At 58.1% G+C, this 26667-nt stretch carries 22 protein-coding genes and 3 pseudogenes; 17 read left to right on the top strand and 8 right to left on the bottom strand.

The genetic code is table 11. The features are described 5' to 3' along the window. Positions 1-504 precede the first annotated feature (504 nt). From A9D14_RS15465 to A9D14_RS15435, 8 genes are all read left to right on the top strand, one after another. Positions 505-1137 carry a tyrosine-type recombinase/integrase gene (locus A9D14_RS15465; RefSeq protein ID WP_066849917.1) on the top strand — a complete coding sequence of 211 codons (633 nt, stop codon included), beginning with the start codon at positions 505-507 and terminating at the stop codon, positions 1135-1137. Between the two features lie 403 nt (positions 1138-1540). Next, positions 1541-1888, top strand: coding sequence for a hypothetical protein (locus A9D14_RS19645; RefSeq protein WP_083988110.1), 348 nt, complete (start codon positions 1541-1543; stop codon positions 1886-1888). Beyond that, complete coding sequence (locus tag A9D14_RS15460) at positions 1885-2619, top strand: nucleotide-binding protein (protein ID WP_083988109.1); 735 nt, start codon at positions 1885-1887, stop codon at positions 2617-2619. Before A9D14_RS19645 ends, A9D14_RS15460 begins: the two co-directional genes overlap by 4 nt. 15 nt (positions 2620-2634) lie before the next feature. Beyond that, positions 2635-6990: a UDP-forming cellulose synthase catalytic subunit gene (gene bcsA / locus A9D14_RS15455; RefSeq protein ID WP_066849911.1), complete on the top strand. Its 4356-nt coding sequence runs from the start codon at positions 2635-2637 to the stop codon at positions 6988-6990. Next, on the top strand, positions 6987-10364 hold the full coding sequence (locus A9D14_RS15450) for a cellulose biosynthesis protein BcsC (protein WP_066849908.1): 3378 nt from the start codon (positions 6987-6989) through the stop codon (positions 10362-10364). Before bcsA ends, A9D14_RS15450 begins: the two co-directional genes overlap by 4 nt. Further along, positions 10361-10846: a cellulose biosynthesis protein BcsD gene (gene bcsD / locus A9D14_RS15445; protein WP_083988108.1), complete on the top strand. Its 486-nt coding sequence runs from the start codon at positions 10361-10363 to the stop codon at positions 10844-10846. The genes A9D14_RS15450 and bcsD overlap by 4 nt, the downstream gene beginning before the upstream one ends. Then, positions 10836-11891, top strand: a complete 1056-nt coding sequence (locus tag A9D14_RS15440) for a glycosyl hydrolase family 8 (RefSeq protein WP_157668270.1) — start codon at positions 10836-10838, stop codon at positions 11889-11891. The genes bcsD and A9D14_RS15440 overlap by 11 nt, the downstream gene beginning before the upstream one ends. 410 nt (positions 11892-12301) lie before the next feature. Beyond that, positions 12302-12787 (top strand): PilZ domain-containing protein, encoded by a 486-nt coding sequence (locus A9D14_RS15435; RefSeq protein WP_066849900.1) that lies wholly within the window; start codon positions 12302-12304, stop codon positions 12785-12787. Positions 12788-13079: 292 nt separating this feature from the next. Here A9D14_RS15435 and A9D14_RS15430 read toward each other — a convergent pair. The 3 genes and pseudogenes from A9D14_RS15430 to istA form a co-directional block, all read right to left on the bottom strand. Continuing rightward, positions 13080-13394 (bottom strand): annotated as a pseudogene (locus A9D14_RS15430) (IS630 family transposase); the annotation flags it as partial. Positions 13395-13532: 138 nt separating this feature from the next. Then, a complete protein-coding gene (gene istB / locus A9D14_RS15425; protein WP_066843517.1) occupies positions 13533-14312 on the bottom strand; it encodes an IS21-like element helper ATPase IstB in 780 nt (259 codons plus the stop codon). After that, positions 14302-15839, bottom strand: a pseudogene (istA, locus tag A9D14_RS15420) (IS21 family transposase). The gene istB and the pseudogene istA overlap by 11 nt, the downstream one beginning before the upstream one ends. A 113-nt stretch (positions 15840-15952) precedes the next feature. On the opposite strand from istA, the pseudogene A9D14_RS15415 reads away from it, so the two are divergent. The 3 genes and pseudogenes from A9D14_RS15415 to A9D14_RS15405 form a co-directional block, all read left to right on the top strand. Continuing rightward, a pseudogene (locus A9D14_RS15415) lies at positions 15953-16099 on the top strand (IS5/IS1182 family transposase); the annotation flags it as partial. A gap of 343 nt (positions 16100-16442) precedes the next feature. Further along, positions 16443-16784, top strand: a complete 342-nt coding sequence (locus A9D14_RS15410) for a type II toxin-antitoxin system RelE/ParE family toxin (protein ID WP_066849897.1) — start codon at positions 16443-16445, stop codon at positions 16782-16784. Next, entirely contained in the window at positions 16781-17071 is a 291-nt protein-coding gene (locus A9D14_RS15405; protein ID WP_066849894.1) for a helix-turn-helix domain-containing protein, read from the top strand. The genes A9D14_RS15410 and A9D14_RS15405 overlap by 4 nt, the downstream gene beginning before the upstream one ends. 210 nt (positions 17072-17281) lie before the next feature. Here the strand turns inward: A9D14_RS15405 and A9D14_RS15395 are convergent, their stop codons facing one another. Together A9D14_RS15395 and A9D14_RS15390 are read right to left on the bottom strand one after the other, a co-directional pair. Then, positions 17282-17902 (bottom strand): type IV toxin-antitoxin system AbiEi family antitoxin domain-containing protein, encoded by a 621-nt coding sequence (locus A9D14_RS15395; RefSeq protein ID WP_066849888.1) that lies wholly within the window; start codon positions 17900-17902, stop codon positions 17282-17284. Positions 17903-18061: 159 nt separating this feature from the next. Continuing rightward, positions 18062-18733 carry a thermonuclease family protein gene (locus A9D14_RS15390; RefSeq protein WP_066849886.1) on the bottom strand — a complete coding sequence of 224 codons (672 nt, stop codon included), beginning with the start codon at positions 18731-18733 and terminating at the stop codon, positions 18062-18064. 266 nt (positions 18734-18999) lie between these two features. Between A9D14_RS15390 and A9D14_RS15385 the strand changes: the two genes are divergently transcribed. The 5 genes from A9D14_RS15385 (at position 19000) to A9D14_RS15370 (ending at position 22757) form a co-directional block, all read left to right on the top strand. Then, positions 19000-19548 (top strand): SOS response-associated peptidase, encoded by a 549-nt coding sequence (locus A9D14_RS15385; RefSeq protein ID WP_157668269.1) that lies wholly within the window; start codon positions 19000-19002, stop codon positions 19546-19548. Continuing rightward, a complete protein-coding gene (locus A9D14_RS19640; RefSeq protein ID WP_157668268.1) occupies positions 19549-19758 on the top strand; it encodes a hypothetical protein in 210 nt (69 codons plus the stop codon). Between the two features lie 608 nt (positions 19759-20366). Beyond that, positions 20367-20666 (top strand): hypothetical protein, encoded by a 300-nt coding sequence (locus A9D14_RS15380; RefSeq protein ID WP_066849884.1) that lies wholly within the window; start codon positions 20367-20369, stop codon positions 20664-20666. 328 nt (positions 20667-20994) lie between these two features. Next, positions 20995-22008, top strand: coding sequence for a hypothetical protein (locus A9D14_RS15375; RefSeq protein ID WP_066850665.1), 1014 nt, complete (start codon positions 20995-20997; stop codon positions 22006-22008). Then, positions 22002-22757, top strand: coding sequence for a hypothetical protein (locus A9D14_RS15370; protein ID WP_066849881.1), 756 nt, complete (start codon positions 22002-22004; stop codon positions 22755-22757). Before A9D14_RS15375 ends, A9D14_RS15370 begins: the two co-directional genes overlap by 7 nt. Positions 22758-23252: 495 nt before the next feature. On the opposite strand, the gene A9D14_RS15365 is transcribed toward A9D14_RS15370, so the two are convergent. From A9D14_RS15365 to A9D14_RS15355, 3 genes are read right to left on the bottom strand one after another with little or no spacing between them, the layout of a single operon-like run. Further along, positions 23253-23966, bottom strand: coding sequence for a hypothetical protein (locus A9D14_RS15365; RefSeq protein WP_066849879.1), 714 nt, complete (start codon positions 23964-23966; stop codon positions 23253-23255). Next, positions 23963-24913: an MvdC/MvdD family ATP grasp protein gene (locus tag A9D14_RS15360; RefSeq protein ID WP_066849877.1), complete on the bottom strand. Its 951-nt coding sequence runs from the start codon at positions 24911-24913 to the stop codon at positions 23963-23965. Before A9D14_RS15360 ends, A9D14_RS15365 begins: the two co-directional genes overlap by 4 nt. Before the next feature lie 16 nt (positions 24914-24929). Further along, complete coding sequence (locus A9D14_RS15355) at positions 24930-25454, bottom strand: hypothetical protein (protein WP_157668267.1); 525 nt, start codon at positions 25452-25454, stop codon at positions 24930-24932. Positions 25455-25924: 470 nt separating this feature from the next. Between A9D14_RS15355 and A9D14_RS15350 the strand changes: the two genes are divergently transcribed. Then, a complete protein-coding gene (locus A9D14_RS15350) occupies positions 25925-26545 on the top strand; it encodes a DUF2726 domain-containing protein (RefSeq protein ID WP_232469096.1) in 621 nt (206 codons plus the stop codon). Positions 26546-26667: the final 122 nt, after the last annotated feature.

Raw genomic sequence — 26667 nt, 5'->3', positions numbered from 1 at the left:
CCGAACAGGGCGGCTCACTGATTTGAGGGCATGCATGGAGCTGAACCTTGAGTTCGCTGCGCTGATGATCCTATCAAACCTTTTTCCATCTGGTCGATCGTGCAGATCTGGTAATATCTTTTCAGCCAAGATTACCGAACGTTGCTAAATATATTTGAAATCATCGTACTGATCGTGAGGCCTCTCGCCGACATTGCTGCCGTTCCCGGCCTCTGGGCTTGCGCTTGAAACCGGCCGTTCGTTCAAACGAAAGATTATGGCGCCTCCTGGCCGATTGCGGACCGGCAGCTTTTGGGCATTTTTTGTCGAAAGCGGACGGTCACCTTAATTGATCGCTTTTTTTGATGTGCGCACGTAGAGAGCCGACCGAGGTGGTAGTGTCGACACCCTGATGGCGTAGAGCGCCATGGCGATCATTTTCGCCTCACCACTGCTCGCCCCAAAAAGAAATTCCTGTTCAGCTGCGTTCTTCCTTTTGGCCATTCAGGCCACAGGAGAAATCAAATGGCACACTCATACCTCGAAGATCCGCTGCACCGCCGTCCGGGATGGAATGCTGGGTGCAAGGTTGGGCCAAAGCGTCCACTAAAGCCTCGTCAGATCTGGGCGATTCGCTTCTTTCTCGATCGCGAGCACCGCGTTCGCGACCGTGCCCTCTTCGACCTGGCGATCGACAGCAAGCTACGAGGCTGCGATCTGGTGAAGTTGAAAATCGGCGATCTGGTCTCGGGATCGGAAGTCTGGCATCGCGCAACGATCATTCAGCAAAAGACAGATCGCCCTGTTCAATTCGAGCTCATGACGGATGCTCGCGCCAGCCTTCTGGCTTGGCTTGAACTGCGCGGCGGCAGCGTCGAAGACTTCGCGTTCCCGAGCCGGCTCGACCCAACGCAGCACATGAGCACAAGGCAGTACGCTCGATTGGTAGATGAATGGGTGACGGCAGTCGGTTTGAGAAAGGAAGAATTCGGCACCCATTCGCTGCGGCGAACCAAGGCGTCGATCATCTACAAGGCGACTGGTAATCTGAGAGCGATCCAGATCCTGCTGGGCCATTCGAAGATCGAAAACACCGTGCGATATCTTGGCGTGGACATTGAAGATGCGCTGACGCTCTCCGAGAACACAGAGGACTGATCGACGACTTCGGCGTCACATCGACCCTAATGAGCGGGCCGGCAGCTTAGATTTAGACTTGGCGGTCCGCTTTCTCCTACTGTCGTTAGGTTTCAGCGGTCAGCTGGCGCTGCCCTAGTTTCGAGAACTGGGTGGGTAGACGCCATGGTGATGCCCTATTCTCATGGGCTGGTAATTCGCTGCGCCCGTCAGATCTGCGCTTTGCGAAGTGCTGAGAGGTATCTCTCGTCAATGGCTCGTCCGGCTTCGCGCTGCAAGATTTCCATTGCCTCGTCAGTCGACAGCGCCGCTAGACCGTCGCAGAAGACAGAAATCTCGAGATGACCTTAGCAAAACTGCGACTTTTAAAGGTTAATTAAGCAATCTGCGTCAGATTGACACCTTGAGAAGTTCGGAGATTGCCATGCGCCAAGATGCCAAGGCCTTGCTTGAAAAATTGAGCAGGCAAGATTTCCAATATCGCCAGTTCGAAGATCAATATGCGGATATGGAACTGTGGCCCATATTTGAGGCACTATTAAAAGATCCACGGATCGTTCCGCCGCGCAAAACGCCGCTGGAGCATCGGCAAGCCATACGCGCGGATATTGCCGATCGACCCGTCGCAGCGCCTATTCGAACAGACCCCGCAGCAACGAATATTTTCGCTTCGTATGGCGAAGCGGATGCACTGCAATCACAGTCTCGCAGACAGCGGCATGGTGACGGTGGGGGCGACTTGCGCTCGTTCCTGTCGGGACTTTCCAAATGACGATACTTGCGTTTCATTCACCCAAAGGAGGCGCGGGTAATACGCTGGTGACTGCGGGAATTGCCCGCCGGTTCGCCACACGCGGGCGGACTGTTACGGCGTATGACATGACCCGGCAGGATTCCTTGAAACTGTTTTTCGGTCTTCTGCCCGATCAAAAACCGGTCAGAACCGACGGCGAACCGATGGTAGTGCGAGGGGTAAGGCTCGTCGGCAATTTCACGACCCAGCGTGAGCGCGATATGGCGATCGAGCAGATCAAGACTACGCCGGCCGACGAATTAGCACTGGTCGATATTGCCTCCGCCGACTGGGAAGGCTGGGAGCAAATTCACCGCTTTGCGGATTTGAGCATTTGCGTAGTCGAACCCAATCCCATTGGACTTGCCAGCCTTACACGTTTGGGCGAGCAGATCCCGGTCACAGAACGAGAAGATATTGCTATCGTCCTCAACAAACTGGACGATAGGCGTAAGTTGTCACGACATTGCCACCGCTTCATGAAGCAATTGTTCGATAACCAGTTCCTAGGATCAATTCGTCGTGACGAGGCTGCTAACGAGGCAATTGCACGGTTTGAATCGCTGGCCGAATATGCTCCCAACAGCGTCATTATCTCCGATATTGATGCCCTAATCGACTCCATTCATCAGCGACTGGTTCGCACGCATAAGTCGCGCGATCCAATCAATTCGCGCGCCGTTCAATCCGCCGAACGACAAACCGTCTGACACGTCGGGGATACCATGCCTAAAAGTCTGCTTTTACGCCTGCCATTGTGGCTGGCCGCTTTCGCCTGCATGGCGCTTATAATCACCATTCCATTAGACGAAGCCCAGCAATGGATTTTTGCCATCGGCATGATCGTTGTCGCTGCTATCGTGCACCGCATTGCCGGTCGCCGCGCCACGCTGATTATTGGCGTTCTCGCTCTGTTAGCGTCTACCCGCTATATGATTTGGCGCACGACGCAGACGCTTTCATTCGAAACGCCGCTGGAATATTGCTTGGGCATGGGCCTCTATCTGGCCGAGGCTTATGCATGGCTGATCCTTGTGCTAGGTCTGATCCAGACGAGTTGGCCATTGCATCGCCCCATCGTCGAGATCGAAGGCGAACCCGAAACCTGGCCTACGATCGACGTCTATATCCCGACCTATAACGAAAGTCTGGATATCGTGCGCAACACGGTTTTTGCGGCGATGGACATGGATTACCCGCGTGACCGGTTCAACGTCTATATTCTTGACGACGGCAAGCGTGAGGAATTCCGCGAATTCGCCCGTCAGGCCAAATGTGGCTATCTGACGCGCGGCGACAATCTGCACGCCAAGGCAGGCAATCTGAATGCTGCCATGAAAAAGACCCATGGCGAACTGATCGCGATCTTCGACTGCGATCACGTGCCGACCCGTGCATTTCTGCAAGTGACGGTGGGCTGGTTCCAGAAAGATCCCAAGCTGGCGCTGATGCAGACACCGCACCATTTTTATTCGCCCGATCCGGTCCAGCGCAATTTGCGTACCGTCAAGGACCTGCCGGGCGAGGGAGATCTGTTCTATGGCGCGGTGCAATCGGGTAACGACTTGTGGAACGCGACCTTCTTTTGCGGTTCCTGCGCCATCATCCGGCGCACAGCCTTGATGCAGACCAACGGTTTTGCGGGCGAAACCGTGACCGAAGACGCGCATACGGCGCTGAAACTGCAGCGCATGGGCTGGAACACCGCTTATATTGGCGCCCGCCTGTCGGCTGGCCTGGCGACCGAACGCCTCGTCCTTCATATCGGCCAGCGCATCCGCTGGGCGCGGGGGATGACGCAGATCTTCCGCATCGACAATCCGCTCATGGGGCGGGGCCTTAGCTGGCAGCAGCGGCTTTGTTATCTAAATGCGATGATGCACTTCCAGTTTCCGCTGCCGCGCATCGTATTCCTGACCGCACCGCTGGCGTTCCTGATCGCTGGGCAGAACATTATTTTTGCATCGGCATCCCTGATCTTTGCCAATGCGCTGCCGCATCTATTCATTTCGACCCTGTCCAGTGAGCGGACGCAGGGCGGCGACCGCCGGCCGTTCTGGGGCGAAATCTATGAAACTCTGCTGGCGTTCCATTTGGCGCGGCCCACGATCATGACGTTATTTCAGCCCCGCAAGGGCAAGTTCAACGTGACCGATAAGGGTAGCGTGCTCGACCGGACCCATTTCGATCTGAAAACCGTGCAGCCGCATCTCTTCACTATCGGCCTGCTGATTTTTGGCGTGGTACTTGGCATTGCTAAATATTTGTTATGGAAGGACTTCTTCGACATGCAGCTTGGCACGCTGCTGCTCAATCTGGGTTGGGCGCTTTTCAGCATGTTGATCTTGCTAGCGGCCGTGTCGGTCGCACGTGAAACCCGCCAGATCCGCGGTCAGATCCGTATCGATACCAAGCTGCCCGTTACCGTTTACTTCGAGGATGGTGTGGTTGTGGACTGTATCACGTCGGATTTTTCGATGGGCGGGCTAGCGGCGCAACTGCCAAAAGGTTTTGAAATCAACAACCGTGATGTAACCCACGTCTCCATGCCGATGGGAGACGACATGCTGACCCTGCCGGTCGACACCGTTCGTACCGATGCGGGCACGGTACGCCTGCGCTTCGAGAAGCTTTCGATGTTTCAATCGCGTCAGCTGGTGCGCGCCGTGATGGGCCGCGCCGACGCATGGCAACGGGCCGAGGGGCACGAACCGGTGTCAGGTCTGCGTTCGCTGCGCGATATCACCGTCGTCGCGCTTACGACACTACGGCGGATCGTTCGGCCTTCGTTGCGCAAGGTTCCGGCGAATGTGCCTGCACCGGCAACGAGCGCGTTGTTGGTAGTTTTGCTAGCAACTTGCATCGCGCTTGCCGGGTTTGGGACTGGCACAGCCATGGCGCAGACGTCAGCGCAAGCTTTGATGACAGAAAAAACCGTTCCGGTCGTAACCGGCGATGGCGTGCGCAAGCATAGAATCACGCTGAAGGATCTGTCCATCGGTTCGCCGATCAGGCTTCAGGGCACGCGCGGCGAGATCGGTATCCCATTCGGCTTGCGATCAGATGAAGTCGTCACTGACGCGAGCGTCACGCTCGATCTTGCGTACTCGCCCGATCTTTTGGACGACATCAGTCAGCTTGTCGTGCTGTTGAACGGAGAAGTGCTGCGCACAGTCGCGCTGACGGCAGATACGTCAGATCGTCTGCGACTGACGCTGGATGTCGAACCTGCGCTGTTCCTGCCGGGAGACAACCAGCTTAATATACGTTTTCTGGGCCATTACGCGCGCGACTGCGAAGATCCGTTTCATTCCTCGCTCTGGTTGAACCTGTCCAACCGGCGATCGTTCATCGACATTACCACTCAGCGATTGGCCCTGCCCGCCGACCTTGCCGATTTGCCCGCGCCATTCTTTGACAGCCGCGACCCGCTGCCGCTGCGACTGCCTTTCGTCTTTACGGATCAGCCCGGCAACAGCGAGCTGGAAGCCGCGGGTGTCATTGCATCGTGGATGGGGTCGAAGGCCAGCTATCGCGGCTTTGCTTTCCCGCCGTCGATCGGAACCCTGCCGAAAGGCAATGCCATCGTCTTCCTCTCGGGAAACAGTCGAATTGCGGGCATCGAACGCCGCCCCAATGGCCCTTCTGTAGCGGTCATTCGGAATCCAGCCGACCGGTTCGGAAAGCTGCTGCTAGTCATGGGGCGCACCGGTGCCGAATTGAAGCTGGCCGCAAACGGGCTGGCGTTTACCAAAGGGCTGGCAGGTGGGGCAACGGCATCCATGTCGAGCGTTCGGGTACCAGTTTTCAAGCCTTATGCTGCGCCGCGCTGGTTGCGAAACGACCGGCCGGTGGAACTGTCGGAATTCACCGAACCCTTCGCCCTGGAAGGACGCGGCTTGCCTCCCGGTCCGCTGACCGCGCAATTCCGCGTGGCGCCTGATCTGTTCTTCTGGCCGCGCAGCGGTGCCCGGCTCGACATGGCCTATCGCTACCCCGCTGCCAGCTGGCTGGACCTGCGCGCGTCGCGGCTCGATGTGTCGATGAATGCGCAATATCTGCGCACCCTCGGCATGGGCAGCGGCAATTGGTGGAGCAAATGGATTTCGGATGGGCCGGACGCTTCCTCGCGTGAACGTGAAGCGCATGTGATCCTGCCCGACTACATTCTGTTTGGCCAGAACGAGCTGGTCTTCGATTACAGTCTGATCCTAGCCGACAAACGCAAATGCGAAGGCACTCTGCCTGACAATGTACGCGTGAACATCATGCCGCGCAGTACCATCGATCTAACCGGCACCTATCATTCTGCGCAATTGCCTAACCTGTCCATGTTCGCATCCGCGGGCTATCCGTTCACCGTAAGGCCCGATTTGGCGGCGACGGCAGTGCTTCTCCCAGCCAATGCCGATATTTCGACCATTGAAACGTTCTTAATGATCATGGGACGCATGGGCGATGCGACCGGCATCGCAACCGCGCGAGTTGCCGTAACAAATATGCTGAACAGCGAGTTGCTGGGCGACAAGGACATTTTGGTGATCGGCCCCGACAGCATGGCTGCCGGAGGCGGATTATTCGACAATGCCCCGATCCGTTTCGAAAGCGATCGTCTGCGCGTGGCTGAACGCAGCTTTATCCAGAAATCAATGAATTTAACCGGGATCAAGGATCAATCGGTGGAGGCAAACGAGGCGCTATATGCCTCTGACAGCTTTACCGGCATTGCATCCTTCCAATCACCATTCAACTCGGATCGTACGGTGGTCGCCGTTCTGGCATCCGACACCGCAGCCCTGCCGCGGATGATGCACGATCTCGACGATGCGGAACTGAACGCGCAGGTTCAGGGCGGTCTGTCCATCGTGAGCGGTGATGGCATGTCTAGCTATCACATTGGGAAAACCTATACGGTGGGCGATCTGCCATGGTGGCTGGCCTTGGCCCACTGGTTGTCGCGTTACCCTTTGCTGATGGCGCTTGGCGCGCTGCTGTCCGCGCTTTTCATCGCGGGGGTGGCCTATCGCACCTTGCAGGCTCAACAGGCTCGGCGGCTTAAAGCAATGGACGACGGCAAATGACCCGGAAGATCGCCAAATCCGTGATTTGCGGGACGGCGTTGGCCTTATGCGCAACCAGCCCGACATGGGCACAGTCAACCGCAGTCGACGCCTTGTTGAACCAAGCCCGCTATTGGCAGGAACGGGGCCAGCAATCGCGCATGAATGAAGCCTATCGCCGCGTGCTGGATGTCGATCCCGACAATGCCGAGGCCAAGCGCGCTTTGAACCGACGTCAGGAGTCGCCAACGCCGACACCCGTTCGGGCTGCCAAGCCGGCATCGTTGGCATCGTCATCCCGACGCGCTCCGTCGACCGCGCCGACGCCGGTCCCTTACCGCCCGTCCGCCAGCGAGCGAGCTGGACAGGAGCGAGCCGCAGGTTTCGACGCGCTTGGCAAATCCGATCTGTCGGGCGCCAAGCGCCGCTTCGATAGCGCCTTGGCGCTTATACCCAATGATGCTGATACGCTGGGCGGACTTGGGATCGTGGCCCTGCGGCGGGGCGAGTTCGCGAATGCGCGCGATTTGCTGACCCGCGCATCGCGCGACGGGAATGCCGCCCGCTGGAGCGACGCCTTGGCATCGGCGAGTTTTTATGCCGAAAGCGCAGAGGCACGTCGCTTGTTGGCGATCGGACAGGCTGGCCAGGCCGCCTCCATCGCCGAACGGCTGGTCGCATCAGGACAGGGCGATGAGGCTGTAGCCTATGGCCTACTTGCCGATATCTATGAAACACAGGGCCGCTATGCGGAGGCAGCGCGTGCCTCGCGGCAGGCGCTCGCCGTGCCGGGAGCTGCGGCTGAACTGTCGGGTCAATTGGAAACGAATGCCGCGCGGCAGGAAGCGCTTGCGGCATGGACTGCAGGCGACAGCACCACGGCCGAACGCCTGTTCCAGCGCGCGATGCTAACTTATACGCAGGACCCGTGGATACGCTATGAATTTGGTCGCTTTCTCCTTTCGCAAAACCGGCGAAGCGAAGCGAATGCGTTGATGCAAAGCCTTACCGGGTTCACCGACCCCGATCACCTGTTCGCTGCGGCGTTGCTGGCCGAACGGCTGGACAAGCCCGATATGGCACGCCAGCTGGTCGAACGCATTCCCGAAGCGGAGCGCAGTGCCGAAATGCAAGGCTTTGCGTTGGGGGTCGCCGCCCAGCGCGCCATCGAACGCGCTGTCAGTCTGGCCGATGGCGGTCAGGCGTTGCAGGCAAGTGCCGGTCTTCGCCAGATCGGCGCGAATACCGGTCTGCCGCCCGAACGCCGCGCCGAGATCGCCGGTGCGCTTTACGATATCGGTGATCTGCAAGGCGCATCCTCGCTGGCCAGCGAATTGATGACAAGCCCGCTAAATGCGGCCGAAGCCTATGAGCCGCTGGTGCGAATTTTGGCCGGGACTGGGCAGCCAGGTGCCGCACAGGCAGCAATCCGGCGGGCATCGTCTCTGGCCACTGGGTCGCCAGCGGATGCGGCAATAATGCGCCGGATGAACGGTTTCCTTGTAACCGAACAGGCCGACCGCCTGCGCAAAGAAGGCCGTTATGCCGAGGCATTCGATGTGCTGCAGGCAGGATGGTCGTCCGCCCCCGGCAATAATGCGATCCTAGTTTCGCTTGGACAGTTGTATCAGGCGGGGGCGATGGAGCAGCAGGCTACGCAAACCTATCGGCTCGTGCTGCAATCCGACGGCGAGAATATGGCCGCTCTGATGGGACTGATTGATACGGCCAGCACCGCCGGCGATTTTGACAGCGCCCGCGCAGCCCTGCGACAGGCCGAACGCCTCGCTCCCGATGACTATAACGTATATCTGGCTGGCGCACGCTTTCACGCAGCGCGGGGCGATAACGGAGATCAGCGTCGTTATCTGGAGCGTGCGCGCGAACTTTACATGGCGCAGCACGGAATCAGCGGCGGAGCATTCGGCCATGGCAATCCCTTCGCGACGATGCAAACCACCAATCCGTTTGCGACGCAGCGTTCGGTCAATCCGTTTGATCCGGCATCGTTGTCCGCTGCGGGCAAAGTGGCTGCGCCAGTACAGTTCGGGTCGCCCCCAACGCCGATAATGCAAGAGCCGTCACCCGAAGCTTTTTCGAACTATGCGGGCACACCTTTCAATACGATCCGTCCTGCCTCGCCAAACATGTCGTTACCAATGTCAGCGGCCACACCGCGTTGGAACGCCTTTGGAGAGAGCGGGACGACTTTGTCCAGCCAGACCATCGGTTCCGACCCGGTGCTGGCGTCGATCGCGGCTGAAATCGATACACTGCGGCGTGAAAACGGCACTATGGTCGAAGTGGATACGCACTACCGCGAACGTTCGGGGGAAAAGGGGCTGTCGCAACTGGCCGAACTGGGGCTTGATGCAGCCATCTCGACCGATTTTGCCGAAGGGCGGATTGCTGCGCGGGCCAAGGCGATTTCAATCGATGCCGGAACGCCCGAATACAACAGCCTGCTCGGCTTTGGACGAAACGGTCTGCTGCAGGCGCGCGGCATCATCGCAGAGGAAGAGGCTGAATTGATCGATGCGGGGCCGCAGCACGCATCCGGCGTCGCTGTCTCGGTCAAATACAAGAGCGATATTGTCGAAGTGGACGTGGGCAGCACCCCGCTGGGGTTCGATCATGTCGAAGTACAAGGCGGGGTTGCGGTGACGCCTCGCCTTTCGCCTTATAGTAGCGGCAGGTTGTGGTTCGAGCGTCGCCCCGTGACCGACAGCGTGCTGTCCTATGCCGGCACTTATGATCCGGTAACAGGCGAAGAATGGGGATCGGTAATGCGCACCGGCGGCGGAGCATCCTTTGCACAGGAGAGAAACGGTAGCGGTTTTTATGCCGATGTCAGCTATTTCGAGATGGACGGCCGCGACGTGCGTAACAATAATCGTCTGCAAGCTAATGCAGGCGGCTATTTGCAGGCGATGGGCACTGCCAACTCGGTCCTGACCGTGGGGATCAATGGCAACTATCAGGCCTACGCCAACAACCAGAACAATTTCACCTTTGGCCACGGCGGATATTTCAGCCCGCAGCATTTCCTTAGCGTCAGCCTGCCGGTGCGCTATCGTTATGAAAAGAACGCGTTGGAAGTAACCGGCCATCTGTCTCCCGGCTATCAGAGCTATGAACAGGATGCCGAGCCGTTCTATCCCACCGATCCTGCCGCGCAGGGCGAACTCGACGCACTCTCCATGCTCAATTCCGACGTGACGGCCTATCACGATGCCAGCAGCGAAACAGGCTTTGGCATCAATTTGGGTGGTTCGTTCTGGTATGACCTGAACGGGCAGACGCGGATCGGCGGCGAATTGGATCTCAACACTTTCGGTGAATATAATGAGGTGAAGACCGTCTTTGGCCTCAAACAATCACTCGGAGCGAAATGATGAATTCGGCTTATAATACGGTTGAAGCGGATGGATCGGTTTTTGGTCCTGTCGATGAGCATTTCACCGCTGAAACGGTTCAGTTCATGCTGGAAATGGTGATCGAACAGATACGCGCATCGGCATCGGCGGATCAGACCCACGGCTTTTTCGTGGCAACAGGACGGCGCATGGCAGCACTCGCACAGCTAGGTGATCTGAGTAACGTCGATGATATCCAGCTGACGTTGAATATTGTCTGGAACCGAATGAGACTTGGAGCGGTCAATTTCGAACTTGACGATCACGGGTTGGACATCGTGCACGCCGGACTACCTTCACGGGAAAGCGGCGCAAGCGAAGCCATCGTCAATGCCATTCCGGCTATATTGGAAGGCGCCTACTCAGCATGGCTTGAGTCGCTGGCCCAGAAAGGAGCTCCATTGCGTACATGGGTTGTATCGCATTCCGGCTCCCGGCTGGAACTCCGTCATGCACCTTGAACGTCGGCATTTTCTTGCCGCACTTGCGGCCATGAGCAGTTCCAATTGCAGCTATGCTGCACCATCGCCGAAAGTGCGTACGGAACATTTGGCCAAGGCTGGCGAAACGACCTCGTTCCTCATTGCCTGGACCGATTTCAAAAGTCGTCACATCCAGCAAGACGGCCGCGTCGTAGATAACGGAAACGGTGGGATCAGCCATAGCGAAGGTCAAGGGTACGCACTGGTTCTGGCCGAACTGGCCGGGGACCGCGAGGTTTTCGACCGCGTCTGGCGTTGGACAAATGAGAATTTGGCACAGCCGGATAAGGCGCTATTTATATGGCGCTATGATCCCGGAGCAATCAATCCGTTAGCCGACTCCAATAATGCCACCGATGGCGACATCTTGATTGCATGGGCGCTGGGCCGCGCAGCTTCTCGATGGCAGAATTCTGCTTTGGAAACTCGCGCAACATCCATCCGAGCATCTGTCGCCCGCCATCTCATTATTGATAGCGGGAGGTCGTTGTTACTGCCGGCGGCACAGGGATTCGTCCAGAGCGATAGTATCGTCCTCAATCTGGCATATTACATATGGCCCGCGTTGGCTGAGTTCGCCGAAATGGAGCCCCATGGCCCATGGGTGAAAGTGATGGAAGACGGCGCTTGGATTCTTGAACAATGCCGGTTTGGCGAGCACCGACTTCCCTGTGATTGGGTTTCTTACTCCGGCGGGAAGGTTGCCGGGCCCGCGGCGGGATGGGAACCTCGGTTCGGTTTCGAGGCGGTTCGTATTCCCCTATATCTCGGCCTCAGCGGACTGGAAGGACAGGTTAGGCCCGTCATCGGCTTCTGGCAGAGCTATTTTGCTAAGGGTGAAACACCGCCGGCATGGGTTGATGTTCGCTCAGGGGCAGTGGCGGAATACGGGCTCTCTTATGGAGCAGCATCGTGTGCGGCTGTGCTTGCGAATGCCGAAATGCCCGCTAATACGCCAGTTCAGCATGATTATTATTCTAGCGTGCTTACATGTTTCAGTAGTTTGCTTCCAAAGCAGACATGACGTTTGGGGTCGAACTTGTCTTACAATCTGCTTATTAACAGAAATTTTTACATAATAGCCTTTGGCCTCATGGTCTGAAAATATCCAAGCCGTCGCATATGACACACTCACTACGTGATCGATGCGAACGCGCATTCGGATAAAATGACGAAGTATTGCATTCTCTAGGGCAGAGCCACCCTGCTTTTTGATAGGCTCTTTCCCGGTTGTGGCTGAAAGCTTAAGCGAAGGCGGCCTCCACATTCCTATTTTGATACGCTTTCGCGATTATCCGCAGAGGGCAGAGTGGCATCCTAATGATATGTGCGTTTGGTGATGGGTCGCTCATCTAATTTACGTGCATATTGCACTCGCATTTAGAAATTGTTAAGCTTTATCAACCAGTTCTGGTTCCCCAATTGGAGAGCCATATGTTCGTTGGTAGGATTAAGACACAAGGTTATCTCCGCGACGGTCGCACAAAAATTCGTCGTATCATTCAAATTGAAGTTGAGGCTAGGACCGGACACGACGGAAGCCCGGCAATAGTGCGCAACCTGTCTGAAACCGGGCTTCTGCTGGAAACCCGCGCATCGCTTGAGCCAAACGATATTCTATACATTGACCTGCCCATTTCAGGGGAATGCGCAGCGGAGATCGTATGGATCGACGGAGTTCGGCATGGCTGCAGGTTTCTGGCTCCTATACCCAAGGCGACCGTAAGCGCCGCAGAGTTACTGTCCCCCCACCTCGATCGGCCTAAAGATGTGCGTGACGAAGCGTCGCATCAGGATATCGAAATTGAGCAGATGCTGGCGAAAGGTGAGCAGCAATGGGCTAGTGCGAATTTTTCGCTCATCCTATTTATAATTGTTACCGCTACCTTTATTTTCGCCATTTTTAATATCGCAGCTTAATAATTATCTTATAACATTCAGTTAGTTCGTTTCTTTGGCGCTGCTTATACGATACAAGATATGGTTCATTGGTCGTATGTAAAGTAGTCTGTGAAGTATAATAGTTATCGTAAAGTAGGCAAACATGGAGGTTTCGTATTCTCTGAAAAATTGGGAGCGCTTTATTGCATGCCACACTGAACTTTAAAGACCGAGACCATCGACAACTTCCTTTATGAATAAAGGTTCGGCCAGTACCTCGCTGGCTGAACATCTCATGCTTCAGCTCGCGTTTTATACCAACCTGCATTGATCAGAACCCACGGGCCCATTTGCGGCGGCCGATGGTCATGATGCGCCACGGCTGATCGACGAGCTTGTTCCAAGCCTCGCAGCAATGATCGAGGATGTTGTCATGGGAGGTGAAGATGCGATCGGAGAGCCAATTGTCACGCATGAATTGCCAGGCGTTCTCGACCGGGTTCAACTCGGGGCACTTGACCAGCAGCGCGACAATGCTGATGTTGGCAGGCACCTTGAGCTTGCCGGTCATGCGCTTACCGGCCTGATCCATCAGCACGACAGCATGCGCGCCGGGTGCCACCGCAAACGCGATCTCGGCCAAGTGCAGTATTGCCCCTAGCGGGGTACAAAGCAGCTTCACCCTTCCGGACGGTACTATGTTGATTTCCACTGAGAGCCGACCCGGGCTTTCCATCGATAATTGACCCGGGTTGGTATTATGTCCCGCTGTGCGGGCGGTGGGTCAAGCGGGTGATTTTTCCTTTCTGGATTTGGGCGCTGCCGAACTGGCACGGAACCGGAAGCTGTCGTTTCCGGTCTCGAGAATGTGGCAATGGTGAGTGAGCCGATCGAGCAGCGCGGTCGTCATTTTGGCGTCCCCGAACACGCCAGCCCACTCGCTGAAGCTGAGGTTGGTGGTGATGATGACGCTGGTGCGCTCATAGAGCTTGCTGAGCAGGTGGAAGAGGAGCGCACCGCCTGACGGGCTGAACGGCAGATAGCCCAGTTCGTCGAGGATCAGCAGATCGAGGCGCAGCAGCCGGTCGGCAAGCTGACCGGCCTTGTTCATCGCTTTTTCTTGTTCCAGCGCATTGACCAGATCGACCGTGGCGAAGAAACGAACCTTCTTGCGATGATGTTCGACAGCCTGAACGCCAAGCGCGGTGGCAATGTGCGTCTTGCCGGTGCCGGGACCACCGATCAGCACGACGTTGTGAGCCCCATCGACGAACTCGCCGCGATGAAGCTGGCGGACCATGGCCTCGTTCACCTCGCTGGAAGCGAAGTCGAAGCCGACCAGATCCTTGTAGGCCGGGAACTTGGCCGCCTTGATCTGGTAGGCAATGGACCGGACCTCGCGTTCGGCAAGTTCGGCCTTGAGCAACTGGGAGAGGATGGGGACGGCCGCATCAAACGCGGGCGCCCCTTGCTCGATGAGTTCGCCGACAGCCTGGGCCATGCCGTACATCTTGAGTGAGCGCAACATGACCACGACGGCGGCGCTGGCAGGGTCATGACGCATGGCGAAGATCCTTATTCCGCAGGGTATCGTAGCGGGCGACGTTGGCCTTGGGTTCACACTGCAAGGTCAAGGCCTGCGGGGCATCGATCCGGGGCGGCGTGCCATCCTTGCCGTCGATCAGGCGGTGCAGGATATTAAGGACGTGGGTCTGGGTCGCAACTCCGGCATCGAGGGCCAGTTCGACGGCACACAGCACGGCTTGTTCGTCATGGTGCAGGACCAGCGAGAGGATCTCCACCATCTCCCTGTCGCCGCCGGGGCGCTTCAGAAGCTGGCTCTGCAGTTGCCGGAACGCCTCCGGCATCTCAGTAAAGGGGGCGCCATTGCGCAAGGCTCCCGGTTTGCGCTGGATCACCGCGAGATAGTGCCGCCAATCATAGATCGTCCGTCCCGGTTGATCATGGGATCGTTCGATGATCCGCCTATGCTCGCACAGGATCTGCCCCTCGGCGGCAATGAGGATGCGTTCGGGATAGACCCGCAGGCTTACCGGCCGATTGGCGAAGGAAGCGGGCACGCTGTAGCGGTTGCGCTCGAAGGAGATCAGGCATGTCGGCGACACCCGCTTGGTGTGTTCCACGAAGCCATCGAAGGGGCGCCCCAGCGGCATCAGGCTCGCGACCTCGGCGGCATGCACATCAGCGATGGTGCCGGGCAGCACGCCATGCGGAATCTCTCCCCACTGCGCAATGCATTGCGCCTCGAGCCAGGCATTGAGCGCATCGATGTCCGGGAAGGCAGGCCCAGAAGGACCATGGGCCTGCCACAGTCGCCGCCGCGCATCCTGAACGTTCTTCTCGACCTGACCCTTCTCCCATCCCGCGGCGGGATTGCAGAACTCCGGTTCGAACAGGTAGTGGCTCGCCATGGCCGCAAAGCGGGCGTTGACCTGCCGGGCCTTACAGCTGCCGATCTTGTCGACCGCGGTCTTCATGTTGTCGAAGATTCCACGCTGCGGCACCCCGCCCAGTACCCGGAAGGCCTGGGTGATGGCATCGAACAGCATCTCATGGGTCTGGAGCGGATAGGCCCTGACGATGAAGGCCCTGCTGTGCGACAGCTTCGTATGTGCGGCCTGCAGCTTGGTCTGCTTGCCGGCGATCATGGCCCAGTCCTCGCTCCAGTCGAACTGGAATGCCTCGCCAGGCTGGAAGATCAGAGGCACGAAAGTCCCGCGCCCGCTGGTCTGGGCGTCGCGCTGTCGGTCGGCCTTCCAGGTCCGTGCGAAGGCGGCAACGCGGTTGTAGGAACCGTCGTATCCCAAGGCCACGAGATCGGCGTGCATCTGCTTGACCGTGCGCCGCTGCTTACGTGACTTGCCGGCCTCGATCCTCAACCAGGCCGAGAGCTTCTCGGCAAACGGGTCCAGCTTGCTCGGGCGATGGGGACCTTGAACTTCGGCTCCACCGTATCCGCCCGCAGGTACTTGCGGATCGTATTGCGCGACAATCCCGTGCGCCGTTCAATCTCACGGATTGGGATGTGCTGCCGGAAATGCCAGCGTCGAATTACACTCAGTAACGCCATGTCGATCACTCCAGGATCTCCCGACCTGCAAGCCAGGAGAACGATCAGAACATGGGTCAATTCTCAGTGGAAATTTGTGCACTTCCCGGGTCAGCTCTCAGTGGAAATCAACACGCTGGGTCGTCGAACGCTTCTTCGCATGGATCAACCGAAACCGCCGCCTCGCCAATGACGTCGAGGCAACCCTGAAATCCGCCGCCGCCTTCCTCTACGCCGCTGCCGCCATGCTCATGATCCGCAGATTGGCGCAATCAGACTGAGTTTCGAAACCGACTCTAAGATGCTGAAACTACCGAGATCGATATGCGGATGGCATGCGCACCTCACGGGGCCATCACCCGTCGTTAACTTTATTCCATTGGGATAGAGACGGGGCGACATCACCATAGCTAGGCTGAAAGCACGGTCTCGTATGCGCTTGTGCTCATCAAGGAAGACCGGGTCGTCCAGATATCTCTTGATTGAGGCGAGCGCTGAGGTCCCATGACATTTCTCCACAGGCCAGATCGGCCGAAGGAGAATGCCGGTATCAAATGCTAGATGTGCTACAGCACCTAGATACGTCATTGACGCATACGCCAATGACGTATAGTTGCGGCAACCATGGCTAACCTGCAGATTGTAGTGGAATTACCCGAATTTCTGCGGAGGGCCAAGGCGATCATGTCCGATGAGGATCGAACGGCGCTGGTCAATTACATTGCCGCCAATCCAGAGGCAGGTGTTTCACTGGGCGGAGGTCTTCGTAAAGTCCGTATCGCCCGGCAGGGCGGCGGTAAAAGCGGCGGCTACCGGACTATCTATGTGTTCGGCGGCGTGCAGGTTCCCATCTTCCTTGTCACCGTATTCGCCAAGAAGGAAAAGGATAACCTGACCAAAGCGGAGCAGGCAGATTTGATCGCTATGAGCAAAGTTCTGCTCGCACATTATGGAGACCGACCATGACCGCCTATGACAGCATCAAGCAAGGTCTGAGCGAAGCGTTGGCGTTTACGGAAGGCAACGAGGCCGGAGCGCAGATCCATCAGGTGGAAGTGCCGGCCGTCGACGTTGCCGCGATACGCGCCAGCACCGGCCTCTCGCAGGGCGCGTTCGCGCGCAGCATCGGCGTTGCCAAAGGCACGCTGCTCAATTGGGAACATGGCCGCCGCCGTCCTACTGGCCCAGCGCAGGTGCTGCTCGCGATGATCGCCAAGAAGCCTTCGTTGGTGCGTGAATTGCTGCGTCCGTGATCCCGCGTGACCGGGTTATCATCGTCGATCCACGCGGTGACAAGCATTCCGCCCTTGAGCACGAAGCGTTCCTTGTGATCCGAGATCGACAGTCGAAAGAGCAGGCGCTCGAGTGCAAAGCGGACCAGCAGGACGTCAAAGGCGCGACCTTCCTTCCGGGCAATATTGAGCAGCCAGTCCTTGACGGATTTGGCAAGGTTCACGGGAGACTTAGCCATTGGAGGTGAGGGCCTCGAGATATGGTCGCATGGTTTTCCATACTCCCCCGGCCCTGGCGCCTTCTGCGATCGCACCGGGCGTTGCCTTGCTTTGTTCGAGGGCCGTCCGCAGCCCTTCGACTGCGACCGAACGATCGACCAGCTTGGGATTGCGAAATGCGTCGGCCAGCGTCTTGGGAATCGAGTAGATCGGTACATCGACCCCGGCGATCGCATGATGTTCGATGCCGTGGCGCAGATAGCGGTCGGTGAAGCGGACAATGCGCAGCGGCGGATATGATTGCACCGGCGACCAGTCGCTTGGGCCGATCGCCATCCAGATTTTACGCGGTATCTGATCGGTGAGCCCATGAAAGGCGAGGGCGGAAGTGAGGGCGATCACCCCCTTGGGAACACGCGCCGCCGCCTCGGCCAGAATATGATGTTCTTCGATGTCTGCTTCGCTGCGCTGGTATACGCCGCGAGAAACCCGTTCAATCTCGCCATTTTCCACCGCACGCGCGAACGTTTGCGGACCAATGCCCGCTGCGCGCAGCTCGCCAGCCCGCATAATCGTACGGTCAGCGAATAGATCGCGAAGCTTGGCCCGTTGGGGTACTGGCGCTGCAAGCATGTGACAATTCCTAGAATGGATTTCTCCATTATCAGAGGACTTGTCACAAGTCATTCGACAAGAGCACGTTCGGAGCCAACGATCCAAATCTGCGAGAGGAGGTTAAACTACCGAACCGCAGGCGATGGCGCAGTCGCCCGTGCATCTGGCCCAGTATTTTCAGCGACCACGATACGGTTCGCACGCAACACCGTCATTGTCGCCGTCCATCTCCGGACGATAGCCGGGCTGGCCGCGATACATGGGCGCATAGCCGGCAGCGCGCGCTTCCCGGCAGTTCCGGAAATAAACCTCATTTCTGGGAGACGTCGGAACGATGGTGGGCATCGGCCCTCCGGTATGTCGCGGCGCTTGAGGCAGCGCCTTTTGCGGGTATGCTGCGCGATAATCGGCAGGTTGCTCGAACTCTGAAGCCCAGATGCCAATCTGCTGTGCCTTGGCTGCCTGCTCATCAGCGACATATTCTTGACTGTAGGCGGGCAAAGCCACTGCAAGACCTGCCTGCACCATGCGCTTTCCCAGATCGACCCTGTTGACAGAGCAAATGGCGACAGCTCTCCCATATTGGTCAGTACCCATTTGCCTGCAATTCACGGTGCCCCTTGCGACCAGTTCCGAGAGGACAGTCCCTGCCTCCTCGCCGCAACGCCAGCGTTCACTGGCGCGGATGCATTCCTGGTCCCGTTCGACAGCATCAATACCATGCAGACGAACGTATGATCCGTTAAAGGCCAGCGTATCCCCATCGACGACGCGAGGGTTTTCAAACAGCATCTGGGCCTGCGCCGACGCCGGAAACATGAGCACCGCCAGGATAAGTAATCTACGCATGAAGGCCCCATATCATCTGGCAATTAGTAACGGTTTAAGGCTCGGCAATTCTCATCATGGTAAAATGCCGGGGATCGTATGATACGCATAGTGAAGTGGCCATAAGATTTGCGGTAAGAACGCGTGACTTGTGCGCAATTTCTGTGCCGGTCCCGGCGGCGTCTGATAAGGTTTTCTTCTCCTAGTCCACTCGCCGCGGCTATCAGAGGGAGCGTCCCTATCTGCAATCTATATCGCCTGAAAAAAGCCCCGGATGAAATCGCAAGATGTTCGGCGCAAGCGTGAACCCCACCAATGCCGGAGAAGAAATTTATCCCGGCTATCCTGGCCTTGTCCTCGCCGGAGGTGATGTGCGCACCATGACATGGGGCTTTCCGCTCTCCTTGACGGGGAAGTCGGGGCAAAAGCTTAAGCCGAAGCCAGTTAACAACGCGCGAGCGGATAAGCTCGACAGCTTCATGTGGCGCTACAGCTTTGCCGAGCGGCGTTGCCTGATCCCGATGACGGCCGTTGCCGAGGCCGAGGGGGCGAAGGGTGGCAAGACGCGGACATGGATCAGCCTGCCAGACCAGCCTGTGTTCACTGTCGCCGGCATCTGGCGCGAGAGCGACGAATGGGGTCCGGTCTATTCGATGGTGATGACCGAGGAATGTATCGGTATGCAGGGCATCCACGACCGGTCGCCGGTCATCATCGCACCCAATGACCGCGCGCAATGGCAGGACGGCGCGCTGGAAGAGGCACGGGCCTTATGCACACCCTATGGAAGCGCCATGCACCTCGACCGGACGAACGAACCCTGGGTGCGGCGCTGAATGGGTGATGGACGCGGCGCTCGCTCGCGAAGCGCAGACGCAAAATCCGAAAAGCGCGTTCTCGGCGTATCCGGGTGTCTAACCGTCATTGGCCTGATCGCGGTGTGGATCGGCGCATTTCTGCTGGGCGGCTCCGAATATGATTGGGACCGCCGCATGCTGTTGGCGTTCTATGCGGACCGGGATGGGGCGCTGGGCCATGCGGCCTAGTATCTGACCTGGCTGGGTGACTGGACCATTCTCGTCCCGCTGGCCGTGCTCGGCACCCTCTGGTTGTTCTGGCAACAGCGAAGGAAAGAGGCGCTAGCGCTTGCTCTCGTACTTCTGGCAACTCGCATCGCCGTCGGCATGCAGAAGCAAATATTCGGCCGGGCCCGCCGGATGTCGAGCACTGGATCGTCGAGACGAGGTTCAGCTGTCCCAGCGGCCATGTTGCCAATTCAACCGCGCTCTATCTAACCCTAACCATGCTCTGCGCCCGACCCCCGCCCTACCATAACCGCCGCCGTGGCACTGACCGGCGCGATCGGGCTCAGCCGTTTTTTCTGGGAGCGCACTGGCCCAGTGATGTGATGGGCGGTTGGGCGTTTGGAGCGTTGGCGGTGGACGTGCTTCATTACCGTCAGCGCGGCGCGACGATCTGAAAGGGATCATCGCCGGTTTTGCCACTGGCCGCCCGATAATCTTCAATCAGAAGGAGAACACTCCGACTGACGAAGCAAGGATGGTAATCCCGACTGCACCCGCTATGAGGCGGACAACGAAAATTCACTCAGACCGATGGCACGCAACATTCCAGACGTGATTCCGATAGCGACTTGCACGAGGAGGAAGATGTTCCGGAAAGCGTGATCCACTGCTGGCTCTGCGCTCGTCCGACCGGGAAGACCATTGTATGGCACCACCCCGTGCCCAAAAGCCGAGGCGGGCGAGACGTGGTTCCCATGCATTCTATTTGTCAGCAGACGCTGATCGCCAATTTTACCAATTCCGAACTGCAACGGCTTGGGACGGACATAGAGAGCCTGTTGGCCGACCCTGCAGTCCGCAAATTCGTCGATTGGGTGGCGAACAAGGCCCCCGATTTCACGGCTACGATAGCCAAGAAAAAGCGCTGACTGGGGTTCAACTTCGTTATTGTCCAACAGTGCTGTTTTTCGCACACTACGGGGAATTCGTCGCGAGCGGCCTTCCGTGCATTGCCGATTGACGGATCGGAATGACGTAGCCTGGGACAAAGGCCGTCCTATTCACGCGACATTCCGAACGAAATTTCCTGTTAGAGGAACACGTACACCCTGAGGCCTTGCTGGGCTCAACTGGTTTAGCCTGGGCGTGTCCGAGGCTCATGAAATCGAGGAGCGGATCGCTGCCGAACAAATGGGAACTATGCTATCTAACATTGAAGTTGATGTTTAACACTACTGCTGTTAAATAGCCGTGGCGATGTTAGATGAATTCCCTGACCTGCGATTACGCGCGCTGGCGAACGCATCGGAAACTTATGCGCGCGAGGCTTTTGGTGCGCAACTTTATTTCGATCCCATTAAGCCGCTCGGGCTCCCGCACTTCTTGTATGATCGCTATGCCTTATGGCGCGGGGAACTGCTCGACAACCCGACCGTGTTCATCGCTCCGCATAGCGGCGGGATAGGCGGTGTTGACGAGTTCCTGAAGCATCGGGACCAGATGCGACGGCATATCGATGCCCGCTTGTTCGTGCTGTTGCTCGACGCCGTACCGGCGGCATTGCGTCGGCGCCTAGTGGAGAAGCGCGTCGCGTTCATCTCGCCGGGTGCACAATTCTATGTGCCCGAAGCGTTTGTCGACCTGCGCGAGACCTATTCCAGCGAACCGGGGCCGTCGTCCGAGCAGGTGTCTCCCACCACTCAGGTCGTCATTCTGGCCGCCCTACTTGGGCACGATGTGCACGATGCCAGCCTGACCCAGCTCGCCGACCGCTACCAAGTCGCGATCATGAGCATGAGCCGGGCGTTCGATGAACTGGAAGCGCTCGAACTGGCGCGGCCACACCGCGTCGGCCGCCAACGTCGCCTCAGCCTTCGCTTTGGTGGCGGCGACCTTTGGCGCGCGGTCGAGGGGCGCCTGCAATCGCCGGTGCGCAAGACTCGTTATGTCACGGGCAATTTGCCTCTGAACGAGGCGGTGTTGGCAGGCGAAAGCGCCCTCGCTCGATATACAATGCTCAACGAACCGCGAATTGAATGCAGGGCGGCGCCGGCCGCTGCATGGAAGCGAATGGCGCGGCATCACGGATTGGAAACTGCCTGGGCCTATGACGAACACCGGGTCGAGGTCCAGACATGGGCCTATGATCCTCAAGTCCTCAGCGACAATGAGGTTGCCGACCGACTTTCGCTCTATCTGAGCGCACGGCATGACGCCGACGAACGAGTCGCGCAGGCAGCCGATCACCTTTTGGAGCCCTTTGGATGGTAGCTGGCGTCGACCGTTTTCGAGCACATTTTTCCGGCCATGAGCAACAATATGTGCTGATCGGCGGAGCCGCATGCGAGCTGATCATGGAGGAGGTCGGTCTTGATTTCCGCGCGACCAAGGATCTCGATATTGTCCTCATCGTCGAGGCGCTCGATCCGGCATTCTCCGAGACCTTCATGGCATTTGTCGAGGCTGGTGGATACGAGGTCCGGCAGCGGAGCGAAGGCAAACGGATTCTATACCGGTTCGCCAAACCGTCGACGGAGGGCTACCCGACGATGTTGGAGCTGTTCTCCAGTGCGCCGGAAGGATTTGAGCTAGTGCCCGGTAGCCAGCTCACGCCGATCCCGATCGCCGAGGAAGCTGCGAGCCTGTCGGCCATCCTGCTCGACGCCGAATATTATGCGTTTCTCAAGACGATGGGGCGGTCGCTGGACGGCGTGACGGTTCTCGACGAAGCCGGCATTATTCCCTTCAAAGCGCGTGCCTATATTGATCTCAGCCGCCGTCGTGCGGAAGGCGAGAAAGTCGACGACAGAGACGTAAAGAAGCACCGCAACGATGTGGCTCGCCTGCTCCAGCTCCTGGGCGCGGAGGCTACGTTCGACCTGCCCAAGATGATCAAGGCCGATATGCAGACATTCATTGACGTCCTCGCCGAGCAGGACGATTTTGCACCGAAGCAGTTTGGGGTCGCGATGACGAGAGAGGTCGTTATCGATCGGCTGCGCCACGCCTATAATCTCTGAGACTTACAGGGTCGTAACAGCACCCGGGCCGACTGCGTTGATGGCCAACACGTTTGGCCGGCCTTTACCGTCGCGCCGCAAGTCTGCCTGTTGAGGCAGCGTAGCGGGCAATTTGGCAGGATCATCCTTGGTGCCGGTCGGCGGCCAATTCCCCATGATTGCGACGACTTTGTGGGTCGCCGAAAATTCGAGCGGATCCGGCAAGCCAGGTGACCGCTTTAAACCAGCCAACCGCATCGGGATGAACCAGGCGCGCGCCAGACCAACCGCTTTGCCCGCACAAGCTAGACGGATGTTTTGCGCGGCGCCCGTCTCACCCTTCGCAGGCCGAAGGATCAAAGGGATTTTCGCGGGTGCTGTGACAATGCCCAGTGCGAAGGTCAGCGCAGTCCGGCCATTCGTCCGTCTCCGACAGTCATTATCGAGTACTGTCCAAGTCTCGGTCGTTCGAAGTTGCGCGGCGGGGCTATCGACCTCGGCGACGGCAGCGATCGCCTACCTTGGGGTCGTCAAGATTGGACCGGGCGCGGACAGCCAAGTCTGGATCAGCGGTGCGGCGAGATACCACCCAATATTCACGAGCAGTAGCAGTGAAAATGTTAGAAAGGCGCGTAACAGATATTCGTGCGCCATCTTGATGCAGGTGACCTTCCAATTTAGCCCGTCGCGGTTGCGCCGCGTGTGAAGCAACAGGCGGCGCGCCAAGGTCTGGCTCGGATGGGGGCCGCCCCAGGCCCTCTCGAAATCGGTCAGCCCGGGTTCGTGCGAGACGCCGACCTTCAGTTCCCGGAACGCCCAGTGACCAGCGTTGGCAATATAGGCGACCGCAAGACCGAGTAGCAACATATTGAGCCAGATCGGCGCGCTGCCCGCTTTCTTCTCCCACAGTGCGCTCACCAGCGTCAGGACCAGCGGGATCAGTGCAGCAACGAGCGGGAGATAGGTCGCCGCTTTCTGGTCGGTGCCGCGGCGACGTTCCGCTTCGCTTTCGGCGAGGCGGCGGGCCTCCTCCAGCGCCGCATCGCCATCTTTGCCGAAGTCAAGCGCATCAATCCGCGCCTCATCTCTCGTAAGGTTATCCTTGAGAGTGTTCTTTTGTTCCGGCGTCAGCTTTTCGAGCCACGGCCAGAGCACCTGGCCAATCGCGAAGCACCGTTTGGCGAGCCAGCGCCACGCCGCGCTGGCTCCTGCGATGAACGCTGCTTTCATGCCGAGATTGCTTCGAGTTCATCGACGATGGCAGATGCGAGCGGCAAACCCGTGCGCCGTTCGATCCATGCCCATTGGCCATTAGGATTGATCTCGAGAAACCAGTAGCGACCATCTTGGTCGGCGATCAGGTCGATCGCGCCATAGCGGAGATCGAGCTTTTGGGTGAGCGCCCGGCATTTATCGATAATGTTGGCGGGAAGCTCGATCGCTTCATGGCGAAGGTCGAGACGCGTACCCGATCGCCAGTCGACTGTGGTTTCGTCATGGTCCTGGGAGTGGATCGCAACGGCAAACACGCGATCGCCGATCACGGTCGCGCGCACGTCATAGGCTTTGCGCACCTCATGCTGATAGATGACCGGTGCCAGCGACACAGCTGTCCGATCGATCGGCTTGAGGGGATCGAGCCGGGCGGTGAACAGCACTTCACCTGCCTCGCCGCGTTCGACCAGCGAGTGCCGTAGCGGTTTGCCGATCGCGCCAGCTTTGGCAACGAACGCGCTCGCGGCCGCGAAATCGTTCGAGATTAACGTCTCGGGGACATCAAATCCCAAGGCCGACGCCGTCGCCAGCTGGCGCGGTTTGTCCTCGGCGCGCAGGATCGCGAACGGCGAGCTCAGCCATCTGCCTTCCAGCGCATTCCAGAGCCCCTTGGTAACCGCCGACCATTCGTCGGCGAGATACTTGGCGGTCGCCTCGTCCCTCGCCCCTGCCGGTTCGGGCGAACCGGGACGGCGATAATAAGCGGCGCCAACGTCTTCGAGCCGGAGGTTAAGGTCGGAAGAGTCGATTGCCCAGCTGCCACCAGCGCGCGGGTTGAACCGGACGCTGGCCTGTGGCAGATCCTCGGTGTTCAAGCGATGAAAGGCGCGCCCGCGGCGGCGCAACTCCACCACGATGAAGTCGGTGGTGAGATCGCGTTTATTGGTGACGAGCAAGATCACGACTTGGACGATCCGATCAATGGATCATCGAGAGGTCGTCATCGTCTCCCTCGACATTGTTAAAGGTCTTGGTCTGCAGCTCAAGCAGAATGGCCGGGAAATCATCATCGACACCCTCTTGATTGTTGAGTGTTCGAGTCTCGAGTTCGAGCATGCCGCCCGTACTCATCTGATCATCGCTTTCCTGCTGGACGTCGGTCTTGGTCGCGAGTTCGGCGAGAGTGACAAGAGGGCGACGCGGTGCCAGCGTTTCGTCTTGGGTCAGATCGTCATCCGCGCTTTCCTGCCGAACCTTGGTCAGCGTGCTGGTATCGAGCAGCGCGTCAAAGCTTCTGAGATCGGTTGACGCATCTTGGTCGTCGACTTCCATCTGTATGGCGGTCAGGGTCGTCTCCGCAAAGGCGATCACCGCCAGTCCGACCGTGTTCGAGCAATCCTGGTCATCGCCTTCTTGGCGAACACGGGTCGAAGTGTTGTTTTCGATGAGTGCGGAGGCCGCTGCTTCCACGACAGGCACTACCCCAGCGGCGGTTTCGATCACCCATAGTTGGATGCTGGGATTGTAATAGCCAGGAAGATCCGCCGACGATGTACGCGGAGTCGCATGTCGGAAAAGCAGCGGAGCGGCATGAGCTGCTTCGTTCGGTTTTGTTCGCATCGCCAAATTCCCCCTGCTCGCACTGCTACCGCACCCTCTTTGTTCTATGATTAGCGCCGGCGGCTCGCAGTTCAAGTGGAACAGGCTGTCGGACCAAAACGCCGTGTACGTAGACAGCCCATTGGCCGAACGACAACAGCGGCCCAAGTTCGGCCGCGAACACGACGAACGACCGATAATAGGCAAATGTGCTCTTTGTAGTTCCGAGATATGGAATTGATCCGTCCAGCAAGCGATCGGTAGCAACCGTACTCCTGGAACCATCGGATATGCCCCCAGAAAAGGAATTTTCGGGGTACGAACATCGCAAAATTGTGTACTAAAATTCGGTTGAATGCGCGATGGGGGCGCCGATGGATATGCTTGCTGGTTTGGGCGACAATGCGTCGCTTATAATCTTTCTTGTAGTGTTTCTTGTGGCGGCCACGGTTTTAAAGGAACTGCTTCGGCGCAACAGGTCTAGGCACTACCGGTTCCGTCCCAAAGCACGTGGGAATTTTCGGCCAGATTGGAAAGTTATCGCTAGGAATGGCGAGGATCAAGCGCTTGCCAGTGCTTCGGAGCAATTGCGCCGTGTCATGGCTGCCGACTTCAAATCACGTGCCTTGCTTAATCGTTCTGAAACGCAGGTCTTCAAGGCGCTTGATGCCGCGGTTGTAGCGCGGAATCCATCGTGGCAGGTCATGGCGCAAGTTTCGCTCGGTGAGTTTCTTTCCTCGCCGGACCGCAGCGCTTACGCCGCTATAAATTCCAAGCGGGTCGATTTCGCTCTTATGGATGCCGATTGCCGCGTTCGCCATGCTCTAGAATATCAAGGTAATGGGCACCACCAAGGCAGCGCAGCTGCCCGCGACGCGGTGAAGAAGGAAGCGTTGCGCAAGGCTGGCATCGGCTATCACGAGGTTGTAGCCGGCCATACGACACCTGCAGAGTTGCGGCGGCTCATTGAAAAGCTAGTGCCTCATGGATGCTAACGTGTTCGGGCCGCTTGCGCCGTACCCACCCGGTGAGGCCCGCCTTGTCCGGCGAGTGAACGACCGGTCTTAAGAGCGCTCGTATGAGCGAGCTTAGGAGCGGACCATGGGTCAGATCACGT

It is taken from the genome of Croceicoccus marinus (assembly GCF_001661675.2).
GTDB classification, from domain to species: Bacteria; Pseudomonadota; Alphaproteobacteria; order Sphingomonadales; family Sphingomonadaceae; genus Croceicoccus; species Croceicoccus marinus.
The sequence above is the reverse complement of the archived record's forward strand: the minus strand, read 5'-3'. Positions and strand labels throughout refer to the sequence as shown.